This is a genomic window from Stenotrophomonas maltophilia group sp. msm4 (assembly GCF_032025605.1).
In the GTDB taxonomy this organism is placed as follows: Bacteria; Pseudomonadota; Gammaproteobacteria; order Xanthomonadales; family Xanthomonadaceae; genus Stenotrophomonas; species Stenotrophomonas sepilia.
The window spans coordinates 1,587,775-1,602,640 of the sequence record NZ_JAVSKK010000001.1 but is presented as its reverse complement, the minus strand read 5'-3'; the positions used below and the strand labels follow the sequence as shown (position 1 = coordinate 1,602,640).

Here is a 14,866-nt window from a genome sequence, read left to right as displayed (position 1 = left end):
ATTATTCAGCGAACGTGTCGTTGAACGGGTTGACCAGTGCGTCGGCAATCAGCTGCTGCTGCTCGCGGACGTGGTCAGCCATGTGACCGGCAGCCGGCGACGCCGAACGTGCGCGACCGGCGTAGTGCAGGTTCTGGCCATCGGCCAGGCAGAACTGCAGGTGGTGGCGGATCTGGTACCACGCGCCCTGGTTCTGCGGTTCTTCCTGCGTCCACACCACGTCGGTGGCCTTGCCGTACTTCTTCAGCTCGGCAGCCAGCAGCGCACGCGGGAACGGATACAGCTGCTCCACGCGGATGATTGCCACGTCGTCCTGGCCACGCTTGGTCTGGTCTTCCAGCAGGTCGTAGTAGACCTTGCCCGAGCACAGCACCACGCGCTTGACCTTCTTGGCATCGGCATTGGCGTCGCCGATCAGGTGCTGGAACTCGCCATTGGCCAGTTCGTCCAGGGTCGACACGGCCAGCTTGTGGCGCAGCAGCGACTTCGGCGACATCACCACCAGCGGCTTGCGGGTGGTCATGTGCAGCTGGCGACGCAGCATGTGGAAGGCCTGCGCCGGGGTCGACGGCACGACAACCAGCATGTTCTCCAGGGCGCACAGCTGCAGGAAGCGCTCCAGGCGCGCCGAGCTGTGTTCCGGGCCTTGTCCTTCATAGCCATGCGGCAGCAGCAGGGTCAGGCCGGAAATGCGGCCCCACTTGGCTTCACCGGCGGCGATGAACTGGTCGATCACCACCTGGGCACCGTTGGCGAAGTCGCCGAACTGGCCTTCCCAGATGCACAGCGTGTTCGGATCGGTGGTGGAGAAACCGTACTCGTAGGCCATCACCGCTTCTTCGCTCAGCAGCGAGTCGATGACGGTGGCCTTCTCCGGCGAATCCACCAGCTGCCGCAGCGGCATGTAGTAGTTGTCGGTCTTCTGGTCGTGCAGGATCGCGTGGCGGTGCGTGAACGTACCGCGGCCGACGTCCTGGCCGACCAGGCGCAGTGCGTGACCTTCGTCGAGCAGGGTGGCGTAGGCCAGGTTCTCGGCAAAGCCCCAGTCGCCCGGAATCTCGCCGGCGGCCATCTTGCGGCGGTCGTCGTAGACCTTGGCCACGCGCGAGTGCAGCTGCACTTCGTCCGGGATGGTGTTGATCAGCTTGGCCAGCTCGACCAGCTTGTTCTTCTCGACCTTGGTCGAGACCGGGTCGGACAGCTTGCCTTCCAGCAGCTTCGGCCAATCGACGAACAGCGGGCTGCTCGGCGGGGTCTTCTCGACCTTGGCCAGCTCGGTGGTCACTTCACCCGCGTCCAGCTTCTCGCGGTAGGCATCGACCATGGCCTTGCCGGCACCGGCGGCGATCACGCCCGCCTTTTCCAGCTGCTCGGCATACATCTCGCGGGTGGTCGGGTGCTTGCGGATCACCTGGTACATCAGCGGCTGGGTGATCGCCGGCTCGTCGGCCTCGTTGTGGCCCCAACGGCGGTAGCACATCAGGTCGATGACCACGTCCTTGGCGAACTTCTGGCGGAACTCGAAGGCCAGCTGCGCGGCGAACACGACGGCTTCCGGATCATCGCCGTTCACGTGCAGCACCGGGGCGGCGATCATCTTCGCCACGTCGGTGGCATAGCGCGTGGAGCGCGTATCCAGCGGGTTGGAAGTGGTGAAGCCGACCTGGTTGTTGACCACGATGTGCACGGTGCCGCCGACGGCGAAGCCGCGGGCCTGCGACATCTGGAACAGCTCCATGACCACGCCCTGGCCGGAGAAGGCCGCGTCGCCGTGGATCAGGATCGGCATGACCTGCTTGCGTGCGGTGTCCTTGCGGCGCTCCTGGCGCGAACGCACGGAACCGGCCACGACCGGGTCGGCGATTTCCAGGTGCGACGGGTTGAACGCCAGTGCCAGGTGCACCGGGCCACCGTCGGTGGCCACGTCGGCGGAGAAGCCCATGTGGTACTTCACGTCGCCGGCCGAAGCGTGCTCGTCGTGTTCGAACTTGCCTTCGAATTCGTCGAACAGCTTGCGGGGGTTCTTGCCCAGGGTGTTGACCAGCACGTTCAGGCGGCCGCGGTGGGCCATGCCGATCACCACGTCCTTGACGCCATCCTTGCCGGCGCTGCGGATGATGGTGTCCATCATCGGGATCAGCGAGTCGCCGCCTTCCAGCGAGAAGCGCTTCTGGCCGACGTACTTGGTGTGCAGGTAGCGCTCCAGGCCTTCGGCCGCGGTCAGGCGCTCCAGGGTGCGGCGCTGGGTGTCAGCGTCCAGCTGGTAGTTGCCACCGGCCGCTTCCAGCTTCTTGTAGATCCACTGGCGCTGCTCGACCTCGGAGATGTGCATGAACTCCGCGCCGATCGAGCCGGTGTAGGTCGCCTTCAGGCGTGCGAGCAGGTCGCGCAGCTTCATGCGCGGCTGGCCGCCGACGCCGCCGGTGCTGAACTCACTGTTGAGATCGGCATCGGACAGGCTGTGGAACGGCAGGCCCAGGTCCGGGGTGTTGACCGGCGCGGCCAAGCCCAGCGGATCGAGGCGGGCGTCCAGGTGGCCGCGCGAGCGGTAGGCGGTGATCAGACGACCGACATTGCGCTCGCGCTCGTCGCCCGCACCGGTGCCGGTGCCAGCTTTCAGCGCATCCTTGGCCGCGTCCGCGATGTGGGAGATGACGGCCGAGTGCGGAATGTCACCTGCTTCCCGGCCCTTGAAGCCGTCGAAGTAGGTTTTCCATTTGGGATCGACACTATCCGGGGAGACCAGGTACTGCTCGTACAGGTCCTCGACATAGGAGGCGTTGCCGCCGGCGAGTTGCGAAGATTGCGCAAACTGCTTCAGTTGATTGTCCACGATGGAGGGTGTTGATTCGCTTTGTGGGGTATGGCTTCAGAAGGACCCGGCAGGAAGATGAATAGCCCTGCGCGGGCGCGTTCAAACAGCCAAATTGTACCCCCAACGGGACACGAAGGGGCACCACCACAGGTATCCCGCGTCCGCTGGTGCCGGTTCCAGACAGGTTGGGTCAGCGGTGCCGGCTCAGATGCCGAGCGCGCGCAGTTCGCTGCAATCGCGCGAACGGTCCCAGACCCGCTGCAATTGCTGCCCGAACGGCTGCGAACGTGCCGGCAGCGCGACGCCGGCCTCGCCGTCGAGGCGATGGCCGATCAGACGAAAGTAGAAGTCGCCCGCATCGTTGAGCAGGCAGGCCGAGACCAGCGCGCGGTCGACCGGATCGCTGACCTCGCGGAACTGGATCACGCTTGGCAGACGCTGGGCCAGCGCCAGCAGCGGTGCCCCGGCAGAGGCGATCGCAGCGGCATCGTGCACGATCACCCGCAGCTGCTTGTCGTGGCGGGCGGTGACGAAGCGGCGCAGGGCGGCCTGCACCGGCGCCGCGTCGAGCAGTCCCGGGTCCAGCTGGCGGCTGTGCAGCCACAGCTGGCGGCGGGCGCGGTGGACGATGGCCGTGGTGATGGCCACCGCCTCGGCGCGGCGGACGATCGCGCTGGTCGCGCCCAGCCGGCGGCGCATCTGCTGGTGGCCGATGCCGGCCTCCTCGAACACCTCGCCTTCAGGCAGGAAGCCCTGGCGGGCATAGAATTCGCGGGCGGGCAGTTGGGCGTGCAGGTGCAGCTCGGCCAGGCCGAGCCTGCGCCCGGCCTCGACCAGTGCCCCCAGCAGGGCCTCACCGACCCCGTGGCTGCGATGGCTGGCCAGCACGGCCATGCGGCCGATGCGGCCGATGCGGCCGTCCGGGGCCAGCCGACCGGTGCCGACCGGCTGGTTGTCACTGTCCAGTGCCAGCACATGGACGCTGACCGGGTCCAGCGCATCGCGTTCCAGTTCCGCGGCGATGCCCTGTTCCTGCACGAACACGCGTTGGCGCACGTCGTGGATGGCAACGTGGGCGTCGGCGTGGCTGACCTGCTGGACCCGGACCATGGTGAGGGCTCAGGCCCGGCCCGTGCTGTCGTCTTCGTCGTCGTCCTCGAAGTTGACGATGACCTCGATACCGTCGTCGTGCACGGTCACGGAGTGGACATCGTCGGACACCGCGTCGGCGTCGATCGCGTCGACGCGGTCACGGCCTTCGACCACTTCGCCGAGGACCACGGCGTCTTCGCCGTCGTCCTCGTCTTCAGCGTCATACATTTCGCTGGGATCGATCAGCTGGAACACGCCGCCGACCAGCAGCTGCTGGAGCACGGCCCGGCCCTTGTCGGACAGGCCGCGATAGGCGGCGGCGTCGAGCTGCTCGGCGCCGGCCAGGCGCTGGGCGTCCTTCACCGGCAGCGCGAAGTCCTGGCCGCTGACGTACAGGCTGGCGCCGCGCTTGGCCCGGCGCCAGGCCAGGCGTGCCCACGGGTGGCGCTGCAGCAGCAGGCCGGAGGCCAGTGCCTGGACCACTTCCTCCGGAGCCGGCGCGGCCTGGTGGGCCATCACTTCGCCGGCGGCGCGGTAGGTGGTGATGAAGCGACCGAACCAGTCACCCAGCTTGTCCGGGTCGTTCATGCGGATGGCGTTGAGCGCGGTGATCACCCGCGCCATCGCTACCGTGTCGATTTCGTTCGGGTCGGCTGGCACCTTGAGGTCGGCATCCTGGTAACGGATGTTCTCGTCGGCATCGGCGATCAGGGTGTCGAGGTAGTCGCTGATCAGTTCGGCCGAGGACGGCGCGCGCATGCCGAAGGAGAACGTCAGGCAGGGATCCTCGGCGACGCCGTGGTGCGGCACGTTCGGCGGCAGGTACAGCATGTCGCCCGGCGCCAGCACCCAGTCGTGGGTCGGCTTGAATACCTTCAGCAGCTTCAGTTCCACGTCCGGGCGGAAGCCCAGCGGTGGCTGCTTGCCCTTGATCGATTCGCTGGCGTCGATCTGCCAGCGGCGGTGGCCGTGGGCCTGCAGCAGGAACACGTCGTACTGGTCGACATGGGCGCCGACCGAGCCGCCGGTGGCGGCGAAGCTGATCATCACGTCATCCATGCGCCAACGCGGCAGGAAGCTGAAGTGCTCGATCAGGGCGCGCACGTCCGGATCCCACTTGTCCACGTCCTGCACCAGCAGGGTCCAGTCGTGGTCGGGCAGGGCGGGGAACACGTCTTCCTGGAACGGGCCGGTGCGCACGCGCCAGCCGTCCCGGGTCTTGTCGTGCTCGATCAGGCGCGCCAGCACGCCTTCCTCGCAGGCCAGCCCGGCCAGGTCTTCCGGCTGCACCGGGGTCTGGAAGTTGGGGAAGGCGTTGCGGATCAGCAGCGGGCGTTTCTGCCAGAAGTCGCGCAGGAAGGTGGCCGGCGCCATGCCCAGCGGCTGGCCGGGGCGGGCGGTGACTTCGATGAGGGGGGCGGAGGACTTGCGGGCGGCCATGGGGGGGAATCCTTGCAGCGGAAAGCGGGAGGGGCGGCGTGGCGGGCCGCCATGGGTTGCATTGTCCGACGTTCGTGGGGATTGCGCACGTGCGGTGGTTTGTCGCGGGGTGTCCGGCCAACGGCGGAGCCCCTCGTGGCGACATCTTGGTAGGGTCGACTGTTAGTCGACCGGCTTCATGGGCTTGGCCGGGCGGGTGGGCCATGCAGGGGACGCTGCAAGTACGTCCCTGTAAGCTCGATGGCGCCATCCATGGCGCCAACGCCCCTGCACGGTCCACCCGCCCGGCCCCTGACAGTTTCCTGCGGGGCCCGCCACGGAATGGAAGAAGAAAATCAAAGGCAAGAGCGGGTCGCGCGCTGCGCTTGCTCATGCCCTTGTAGAGCCGAGCCCACGCTCGGCTTGCTTTTGCCCACGCGAAAATCAGCCGAGCATGGGCTCGGCTCTACAAAACCCCCACAAACAAGGAGGGACGCGGCGAAGCCGCGTCCCTCTCTCAAATTCCGTCCCGATAACCCAATGCTCTTCGATCCGTCACCGGGAATCTGTCAGAGGTGGGGCGGGTTGGGTTCGAGGGGGGTATCCGCGCCATGGATGGCGCGGCTAAGCCTCCACGGACGGATCCACGGCGTCCCCCGCGAACCCAACCTGCCCCGCCCAGCCAGCAGCAATCCAGAGCCGCTCTTGACGTTGATGTTGCCTGCCGCAGGCAGCGCACGCGGCCGCCGCCGCAAGCAAACCCCTTAGATCTTCTTCGCCAGCGCCTCGGCCAGACCGGTGTAGCTGCCCGGGGTCATGTCCAGCAGACGCTGCTTCGCATCCGCCGGCAGCTCCAGCCCCTGCACGAACGCACGCATCGACTCGGCCGTGATGCCCTGGCCGCGGGTCAGCGCCTTCAGCTGCTCGTACGGGTTCGGCAGGCCATGGCGGCGCATCACCGTCTGCACGGCCTCGGCCAGCACTTCCCAGGCCGCGTCCAGATCGGCATCCAAGCGCTGCGGGTTCACTTCCAGCTTGCCCAGGCCCTTGGCCAGCGAATCCAGCGCCACCTGGCTGTGGCCGAACGCGGTGCCCAGTGCACGCAGCACGGTGGAATCGGTCAGGTCACGCTGCCAGCGGCTGATCGGCAGCTTCGCGCTGAAGTGCTCGAACAGCGCGTTGGCGATACCGAAGTTGCCTTCCGCGTTCTCGAAATCGATCGGATTGACCTTGTGCGGCATCGTCGACGAGCCGACTTCGCCTTCCTTCAGGCGCTGCTTGAAGTAGCCCAGCGAGATGTAGCCCCAGATGTCGCGGGCCAGGTCGATCAGGATGATATTGGCGCGACGCGCCGCATCGCCGATCTCGGCGATGTTGTCGTGCGGCTCGATCTGCGTGGTGTACGGGTTGAATACCAGGCCCAGGCCGGTCACGAAGCGCTCGGCGAAGGCCGGCCAGTCCACGTCCGGGTAGCTGGCGATGTGGGCGTTGTAGTTGCCGACCGCACCGTTGATCTTGCCGGTCAGTTCGACCGCGGCGATCTGCCGGCGCTGGCGCTCCAGGCGTGCGACCACGTTGGCCAGCTCCTTGCCCAGCGTGGTCGGCGAGGCGGTCTGGCCGTGGGTGCGCGACAGCATCGGCTGGCCGGCCTGGGCGTGGGCCAAGGTGCGCAGGGTGCTGGCGATGCCGTCCAGGGTCGGCAGCAGCACCTCGCGGCGGGCCTGTTCCAGCATCAGTCCGTAGCTGAGGTTGTTGATGTCTTCGCTGGTGCAGGCGAAATGCACGAATTCCAGCGCCGGAGCCAGCTCGGCGTCGTCCTTCAGCTGTTCCTTGATGAAGTACTCCACCGCCTTGACGTCATGGTTGGTGGTGCGCTCGATCTCCTTCACGCGCGCGGCCTGGGCCGGGCTGAAGCGGGCGGCCAGGTCGCGCAGGCGGGCGACGGCGGCGTCGGAGAACGGCGCCAGTTCGACGATGCCCGGTTCGGCGGCCAGCGCCAGCAGCCATTCCACCTCGACCGTGATGCGGGCCTTGATCAGGCCGTATTCGGAGAAGATCGGGCGCAGCGCGTCGACCTTGCCGGCATAGCGGCCATCGAGCGGGGACAGGGCGAGCAGGGCGGAATCGGACATGTCGGCAGGGCTGGGACGAGCGGCGGGGCCGATATTCTACGACGTGCCGGCGGGGCGTGCCCTGTAGAGCCGAGCCCACGCTCGGCTGCTTCGGAGAATCCGGCGCCCTGCGGGAAGCCGAGCATGGGCTCGGCTCTACAACACGGCCCTGCGGACGGAACGTTCTGGCCCGTCCTCATCATCCCACGCTGCGGGCAAGGGAGTATCGTTGGCGCAGCCGCCAGCCCGGGAAGCGACACCCTGCCAGCCGCCGCTTCCCTTTCCCCAACTGAAGTAGTGCGGAGTTGAAGCAATGAGCAAAGCTGCAAGCAAGGGTTTCAGAATCGAACACGACAGCATGGGCGAGCTGCAGGTGCCTGCCGACGCCCTGTGGGGCGCCCAGACCCAGCGTGCCGTGCAGAATTTCCCGGTGTCGGGCCAGCGCATGCCGCGCGGTTTCATCCGTGCCCTGGGCCTGGTCAAGGGCGCTGCCGCCGGCGTCAACGCCGAGCTGGGCCACCTGCCGAAGAACGTGGCCAAGGCCATCCAGACCGCTGCTGCCGAAGTGGCCGCCGGCAACTGGGACGCGCACTTCCCGATCGACGTCTACCAGACCGGTTCGGGCACGTCGTCGAACATGAATGCCAATGAGGTCATCGCCACCTTGGCCAACCGTGCCGGCAAGGCGGGCAAGACCACCGTGCATCCCAATGACCACGTCAACCAGGGGCAGAGCTCCAACGACGTGATCCCGACCGCGCTGCGCGTGTCGGCGGTGCTGGCGACGCACGAACAGCTGCTGCCGGCGCTGGTGCACCTGCGCAAGACCCTCGACAAGAAGGGCCGCAGCCTGCGCAAGGTGGTCAAGACCGGCCGTACCCACCTGATGGACGCGATGCCACTGACCTTCGAGCAGGAGTTCGGCGCATGGTCGGCGCAGCTGGCCTCGGCGCAGGAGCGCATCGAAGACAGCCTCAAGCGCGTGCGCCGCCTGCCGCTGGGTGGCACCGCCATCGGCACCGGCATCAACGCCGACCCGCGTTTTGGCGCGCAGGTAGCCAAGGCACTGAAGCAACAGACCGGTTTCAAGTTCGACAGCGCCGAGAACAAGTTCGAAGGCCTGGCCGCGCAGGACGATGCAGTGGAGTTGTCCGGCCAGCTCAATGCACTGGCGGTGGCGTTGATCAAGATCGCCAATGATCTTCGCTGGATGAATGCCGGTCCGCTGGCCGGGCTGGGCGAGATCGAACTGCCGGCACTGCAGCCGGGCAGCTCGATCATGCCGGGCAAGGTCAACCCGGTGATTCCGGAAGCGACCGTGATGGCCTGCGCGCAGGTGATCGGCCACCACACGGCAATCACCGTGGCCGGACAGACCGGCAACTTCCAGCTCAACGTCACCCTGCCACTGATCGCGGTGAACCTGCTCGATGGCATCGGCCTGCTCGCGAATGTGTCGCGGCTGCTGGCCGACAGCGCGATCGCCGGGCTGAAGGTGCGCGAGGACCGCGTGGCCGAAGCGCTGGCGCGCAATCCGATCCTGGTTACTGCACTGAACCCGATCATCGGCTACGAGAAGGCCGCGGCCATTGCCAAGCGTGCCTACAAGGAACAGCGCCCGGTGTTGGACGTCGCGCTGGAGGACAGCGGCCTGGACGAAGCCGAGCTGCGCCGCCTGCTGGACCCGGTCGCGCTGACTGCCGGTGGCATCCAGGCGGGGGGCGGTGGCGGGGGCGGTTGATCGAACGGCGTGCGGACCAAGGTCCGCACCCACCACACGCAGGAACGCCGCCCTGGGGCGGCGTTTCTGCTTCAGCGACGGTCGGCGACGATGTTGCCGAACGTGTCGGTGTAATCCTTGAACTCGGGGATGCGCTGGATCAGGTCCGCCGGAATCACTTCCATGCTCTCCGGCGGCTGGATCTTCACCGGTTGCATGTTGGGATCGGCCGGGGCGGCGACCAGGGTGTTCTGGCGCAGCACCTGCAGCCTGCCGAACATCGTCTGCAGCATCTGCTTCTGCCCTTGGTCCAGCGGGATCTGGATCTCGTCCACCTTCATCGTGCCATCGCCGAGGATGATGATGTTCGGTGCCGGCGGGCGACGCACGGTCACCATGCCTTCGCTGACGGAAATCTTGGGCTTGCCGCGCTCGGCGCGGTGGTTGCGGTAATCCTTGTCACAGCCGACCAGGCCCAGGCAGAGCAGGGCGGCCAGCAGCAGGAACAACTTCTTCATGGCATTCGGTTCGGGGGCGTCCGGGGCCGCCATTGTAAGCCGGTCGGCACGCTACGGCCGGCAGCGGGGCGCCGCGGCCGGCCGGGTGCGCTGATCTGTCACAGGCCTAGCGCCGGACCACGGTGTCCTTGCCGCAGTCGTCGACGTCACTCTGGTCCATCGTTGCGTAGGGCTTGAACGCCGGCAGCTCGCGCGCCAGTGCCTGCTGGCTGGCCAGCATCGCCGGCATGCGGTTGCAGATGCGCTTGGCCTGGGCCTCGATCTTCTCGGCCTCGGCGTTGATCCGCTTCTCGATGCCTTCGCTGTCGCCGCTGAAAATGCCCTTCAGCGCTTCGCCGGCAGCGCTGGCACCGAGCTTGGCGCCAGCCAGGCCGACATCCATGCCGTCCATTGCAATGGCGACGACGTGGCCGCGATATTCCAGCAGCCGTTGGCGCTGGGTTTCGTTGGCCGGCACGTCCTTGCCGTCGATCAGCAGGTGGCCATCCGGGGTGATCTCGGCACGCGGCTGCTTGTCGGCCGAGATCTTGATGTTGCCCTGAGTGATGTCCTTGCGGGCATCGTCCATGGCCTCCTTGACAGTCTGGCCGACCCCGCTGGTCGCGTCGGCCACGCTTTTGCCGACGGTGGTATCAGGCGTGGAGGACGTGCCGCCGCAGGCGATCAGCGGCAGGCACAGCAGGGTGGCAGGCAGCACGCGCAGCAGATTCATGGCAGTTTCCTCGATCGGTCCGTAGCGGTTACTTTTTACGGGGCAGGGTGACGGTGCCGCTGACGTTGCGGTGGCCGACATCGCCGCTGCCGCTGTGGTCGACGGTCAGGCTGCCGCGCACGCCATCGACCTGGATGTCCCCCGAGCCGTGACTGCGCACATGCACATTGCCGCCGATGTCGGACAGATCAACATCGCCCGAGCCGACCACACCGACCTCGACGTTGCCTTGCACGCGCTTGAACCCGATGTCGCCGGAACCGACCGTGTCCAGTCGTGCGTTGCCGCGGACATCGCTGATCTTCAGGTCACCCGAACCGACAGTGCCGGTGACCGCATCGCCACCGATGTTGCGCACCTTGACGTCGCCGGAACCCAGCGAGAGCAGGTTCAGCGAACTGCCGCCGTCAATGTCCAGGTCGCCCGAACCCACCGCTGCATGGATGCTGCCGCGGGTGCCACGCACGATGGCATCACCGGAGCCGACATCCACGCTCAGCGACTGCGCGTTGTCCACGCTGGCATCGCCGGAGCCGACCTTGAACTGCAGCGGAAGGTTGTCCGGCACGCTGCCACGGATGTCCAGCCAGGCATAACTGCTGCCCAAGCTGATGCCGCTGTCACGGCCCTCGCGGCGCAGACTCACCACCAGCTTGTCGCCCACCTTGCGCTGGTCCAGTACCAGCTGCTCCAGCCATTCCTGGCTGGACGCACAGGCACGGCCATCCAACTGGCCACCGCCGGGGCTGGCGACCACCTTCAGGTCATGCTGGTTGACCTCGAACACCACCGCTTTGGCACCGGCCACGTCCAGCTTCAGCGCGCGGGCAGCGGTGAACTTGCAGTTCGGAGCATCGGCGGCCAGCGCCGACAGCGGCAACAGCAACAATGCAGAACAGGCGAGCAGGGAACGCATGGGTGGTGCCTCCGGGTGGATGGAATCAGATCTCGCCGGCGCGCTTGCGCAGACGGATGGCAAGGACAATGAACACGGCGCCGACGGCAGCACCGATCCACAGTTCCGGCATCGCCAGTGATTTCAGCTGCGAGGCCGGCGACATCAGGCTGACCACCGATTCGAGGTCGCGGCGCGTGCCTTCCTCGGCGCTGAGGCGATACACCAGGTCCGTGCCCGGTACGCCGCCCAGCAGCAGCCGGCCAACGATGTTCTGCCAGAACCAGCCCGTGGTCAGGCCGATCAGCGGCATCACCTTGGTGGTGCTGACGATGACGCCGGCGAACAGCGGCAGCATCACCGCCCACAGGAACGGCTTGCTGCGGGCCCAGGCCGAGCACAGCAGCAACCAGCCGGCGGTGGGCAGGGCCCACAGGGCGTAGACCGGGATCCAGGCCAAGTGGCCGGCGGCCAGGGTCAGCGGGCTGGCCGGGCCCCAGATCAGGGTCATCGGGCTGCCGCCGTGCATCAGCGCGACGATGCTGATCACCAGCATGAAGCCGAACATGGTGATGATGCCGGCGATCACCGCGATCAGTGGGGCCACGATCAGTGCGCTGATCACCTTGGACAACACGGTCTGGGTATCCGACAGCGGCAGTGACTTCCAGAACAGGATGCTGCGGTCGCGGCGGTCGTCGTACAGGGCACCCAGGCAGTAGAAAAACACCACGAAGGCCAGTACCAGGAACGGCCAGGCCGAGCTGAGCACCAGGGTCAGGTCGAGGCCGTTGCCAAGGTCAGCCAGGTCCTTGGCACTGATGTCGCGGGTCAGCAGGGCCAGGTCCAGGCCGTTGATGTTCACGTCTTCGCCGTCGATGTGCAGGCCACCATCACGTGCGGCCCGGTACAGGGCGAACAGGCCGAAGGCGATGCCGATGGTGCTCATCACCAGCGAGATCAGGCCGGCGATCAGCGGTGCATACAGGAAACCGCCACGGTTCTCCCAGTACTCGCGCTTGAGCAGCCAGCGCAGGGTGCCCATCGGGCTGACGGGGTGGTTGACGGCATTCATGCGTAGGTCCCCTTCATGATGGCGACGAACAGATCGGCCAGGCCCGGGCTGCGGGTCTCGCCAAGGGTGGAGAGCTGGGTGCGCGGCACGCCATCGAACAGCATCACGGTCTTGCCGAACGCCAGGCTGCGCTCGTCGATCGGCTTCAGCGCACGCGCGGTCTCCAGCTGGTCGGCGTTGACCAGCAGCTCGGTGTAGCGCTGGCCGACATCGTCCATGTCCGCGTCGAGCACGATGCGGCCATCACGGATGAACATGACGTCGCTGAGGATGTGCTCGATCTCTTCCACCTGATGGGTGGTGACGATGATGGTCTTCTGTTCGTCGAAATAGTCCTCCAGCAGGCGCTGGTAGAACTCCTTGCGATAGAGGATGTCCAGGCCGAGAGTGGGCTCGTCCAGGACCAGGATGCGGGCGTCGATGGCCATCACCAGCGCCAGGTGCAGCTGCACGATCATGCCCTTGGACAGTTCGCGCACGCGCTGCTTCGGTTGCAGCTTGGTATTGGCCAGGAAGCGCTCGCAGCGGGCGCGGTCGAAGCGCGGGTGGACGCCGGCGACGAAGTCGATCGCCTCGCGCACCTTCAGCCAGCGCGGCAGCACGGCGACGTCGGCGATGAAGCAGATGTCATTCATCAGCTCGTCGCGATGCAGTCGCGGATCGCGGCCGAGCACGCTCAGGTCGCCTTCCACCGAGGTGAGGCCGAGGATGGCCTTCAGTGCGGTGGTCTTGCCGGCGCCGTTGGGACCGATCAGGCCGACGATGCGCCCGCTCGGAATGCTGAAGCTGGCGTTGTCGAGGGCTACCGTGGTCCTGTAGGCCTTGCGCAGGCCTCGCGCGGTGATGACGGGTTCGCTTGCAGTGCTGTTCATCAGACGTTCCCCTGGGGCAGCAATTCGTCGAGGCTCAGGCCCAGGCGCTGGATGCGCTCCAGCACCGCGGGCCATTCTTCGTTGAGGAAGCGCTCGCGCTCGCTGCTGCGCAGCTGCGTGGCCGCCTGCTCGGTCATGAACATGCCCAGGCCGCGGCGCTTCTCGACCAGGCCTTCATCGGCCAGTTCCTGGTAGGCGCGCGAAACGGTGATGGGGTTGAGTTGATAGTCGGCGGCCACCTGGCGCACCGAAGGCAGGGCATCGCCCGGCTTCAGGATTCCGTCGAGCATCATGGCGATCACGCGCTCCTTCAATTGACGGTAGATGGGAGCGCCGTCGCTCCACTGGATGTCGCTCATATTCAGCTCCGTGGGGTCAGCGGCTGGGCGAACGAGAAATACGGCATGGACAGGGAGCTGTGCAGCCGACGCGGGGGAGAGGGGGAGGAAGCGGCGTTCCCGGCCGGTGCAGCGTTTGCATCCTGCGCACTGTCGGGAGAGGCGGGGGTGGTGGGCGTGGCCAGCCAGGCCAGCACGATCAGGGTCGAAACAGCAGCGGCCGCGGGGGCGGTGAGGTTGCGACGGATGCGGGCGTTCATGGCTTCCCCCTGTCTCAGGTGACTGGTGTTGTATGCAACTATAACACCGGCACGCCTGGGTGCAAGCCCCTGCCGTCCCCAACTGATGGCAGGGGTGGTCAAATTGCTGAAATATTCACTTATCCATTTGATTGGAAAGGGAAATAAATTTGATGTAGGGGCTGATCCAGTTCCGCCTTCCATTCAGTGTTGTCCATGCTATGTCATCACTGCGCCGTCGCTGGTAAGGCCAGCGGAAAGACGCCACGCTGCGCAAAGCCGCAGGCGCTTGCCGCAACAAGGGGGGGGGCGGGGCGGTGCTATAGTTCGGCCGATTCCCGGCCGCTACCGGCCGGCCCTGTGAATGGCTACCGCGGACCGCTCTCGATGCACCTGCCGACCGTTATCCCGCGCCGCCTGCGCGGCCTGTCCCTGCTGACCCTGCTGGTGGCCGGCCTGGCCGGTTCCGCCCATGTGCTGGCGGCCGATCTGCTGGACCTGGAGTACCGCCCACTCGCGAGCAAGCAGCAGGTCAACCTGCAGCAGCGCTACCACGGGCAGGTACTGCTGGTGGTCAATACCGCAAGCAAGTGCGGCTATACCCCTCAGTACGAAGGCCTGGAGGCGCTGCAGAAGCGATATGCCGGCCGCGGCTTTGCCGTGCTCGGTTTCCCGTCCAACGATTTCAAGGGCCAGGAGCCCGGTGACGAAAAGCAGATCCAGGATTTCTGCACGCTCACCTATGGCGTCAGGTTCCCGATGTTCGAGAAGGTGCATGTCGTCGGTGCACAGGCGACGCCGCTGTACCAGAGGCTGACCGCGGCCACCGGCGTGGCGCCGGGCTGGAACTTCCACAAGTACCTGGTCGGCCGCGATGGCAAGGTCATTGCCCAGTTCGCCAGCAAGGTAACGCCGGACGATCCGCAGCTGACCGCCGCCATCGACAAGGCGCTGGCCGCAGCCGCCACGCATTGATATCCGGCACGGATGCCTCGACATCGACGGCATGCGTGCGACAATGTTTCTTTTCGCGCCGACGTCGGCGCCCAGACACTTCCAG

13 protein-coding genes are annotated in these 14,866 nt (G+C 66.5%); 2 read left to right on the top strand and 11 right to left on the bottom strand.

Features of this window, described 5'->3' with window-relative positions:
• Position 1: 1 nt before the first annotated feature.
• The 4 genes from ROV93_RS07555 to purB form a co-directional block, all read right to left on the bottom strand.
• A complete protein-coding gene (locus tag ROV93_RS07555) occupies positions 2-2,833 on the bottom strand; it encodes a 2-oxoglutarate dehydrogenase E1 component (RefSeq protein ID WP_005417518.1) in 2,832 nt (943 codons plus the stop codon).
• Positions 2,834-3,019: 186 nt separating this feature from the next.
• Positions 3,020-3,925 carry a GNAT family N-acetyltransferase gene (locus tag ROV93_RS07550; RefSeq protein ID WP_072168349.1) on the bottom strand — a complete coding sequence of 302 codons (906 nt, stop codon included), beginning with the start codon at positions 3,923-3,925 and terminating at the stop codon, positions 3,020-3,022.
• 9 nt (positions 3,926-3,934) lie between these two features.
• Positions 3,935-5,347 carry a cupin domain-containing protein gene (locus ROV93_RS07545; protein WP_072168348.1) on the bottom strand — a complete coding sequence of 471 codons (1,413 nt, stop codon included), beginning with the start codon at positions 5,345-5,347 and terminating at the stop codon, positions 3,935-3,937.
• 743 nt (positions 5,348-6,090) lie between these two features.
• Positions 6,091-7,458, bottom strand: a complete 1,368-nt coding sequence (gene purB, locus ROV93_RS07540) for an adenylosuccinate lyase (RefSeq protein ID WP_072168174.1) — start codon at positions 7,456-7,458, stop codon at positions 6,091-6,093.
• A gap of 292 nt (positions 7,459-7,750) precedes the next feature.
• Here purB and ROV93_RS07535 point away from each other — a divergent pair, with 292 nt between their 5' ends.
• Complete coding sequence (locus ROV93_RS07535) at positions 7,751-9,178, top strand: class II fumarate hydratase (protein ID WP_072168173.1); 1,428 nt, start codon at positions 7,751-7,753, stop codon at positions 9,176-9,178.
• A 71-nt stretch (positions 9,179-9,249) separates the two neighbouring features.
• Here the strand turns inward: ROV93_RS07535 and ROV93_RS07530 are convergent, their stop codons facing one another.
• From ROV93_RS07530 to ROV93_RS07500, 7 genes are all read right to left on the bottom strand, one after another.
• A complete protein-coding gene (locus ROV93_RS07530; RefSeq protein ID WP_072168172.1) occupies positions 9,250-9,675 on the bottom strand; it encodes a hypothetical protein in 426 nt (141 codons plus the stop codon).
• Positions 9,676-9,781: 106 nt separating this feature from the next.
• Positions 9,782-10,387 (bottom strand): hypothetical protein, encoded by a 606-nt coding sequence (locus ROV93_RS07525; RefSeq protein WP_072168171.1) that lies wholly within the window; start codon positions 10,385-10,387, stop codon positions 9,782-9,784.
• Positions 10,388-10,415: 28 nt separating this feature from the next.
• Complete coding sequence (locus tag ROV93_RS07520) at positions 10,416-11,303, bottom strand: DUF2807 domain-containing protein (protein WP_072168170.1); 888 nt, start codon at positions 11,301-11,303, stop codon at positions 10,416-10,418.
• A 25-nt stretch (positions 11,304-11,328) separates the two neighbouring features.
• On the bottom strand, positions 11,329-12,357 hold the full coding sequence (locus tag ROV93_RS07515; protein WP_312539099.1) for an ABC-2 transporter permease: 1,029 nt from the start codon (positions 12,355-12,357) through the stop codon (positions 11,329-11,331).
• Positions 12,354-13,229: an ABC transporter ATP-binding protein gene (locus ROV93_RS07510; protein WP_005417484.1), complete on the bottom strand. Its 876-nt coding sequence runs from the start codon at positions 13,227-13,229 to the stop codon at positions 12,354-12,356. Before ROV93_RS07510 ends, ROV93_RS07515 begins: the two co-directional genes overlap by 4 nt.
• The gene (locus tag ROV93_RS07505; RefSeq protein ID WP_005417481.1) at positions 13,229-13,588 is read right to left on the bottom strand and encodes a GntR family transcriptional regulator; all 360 of its coding nucleotides are present in this window, start codon (positions 13,586-13,588) and stop codon (positions 13,229-13,231) included. The genes ROV93_RS07510 and ROV93_RS07505 overlap by 1 nt, the downstream gene beginning before the upstream one ends.
• Positions 13,589-13,590: 2 nt before the next feature.
• Positions 13,591-13,827 (bottom strand): hypothetical protein, encoded by a 237-nt coding sequence (locus ROV93_RS07500; protein ID WP_072168169.1) that lies wholly within the window; start codon positions 13,825-13,827, stop codon positions 13,591-13,593.
• 366 nt (positions 13,828-14,193) lie between these two features.
• Here ROV93_RS07500 and ROV93_RS07495 point away from each other — a divergent pair, with 366 nt between their 5' ends.
• Positions 14,194-14,781 carry a glutathione peroxidase gene (locus ROV93_RS07495; protein WP_072168168.1) on the top strand — a complete coding sequence of 196 codons (588 nt, stop codon included), beginning with the start codon at positions 14,194-14,196 and terminating at the stop codon, positions 14,779-14,781.
• Positions 14,782-14,866: the final 85 nt, after the last annotated feature.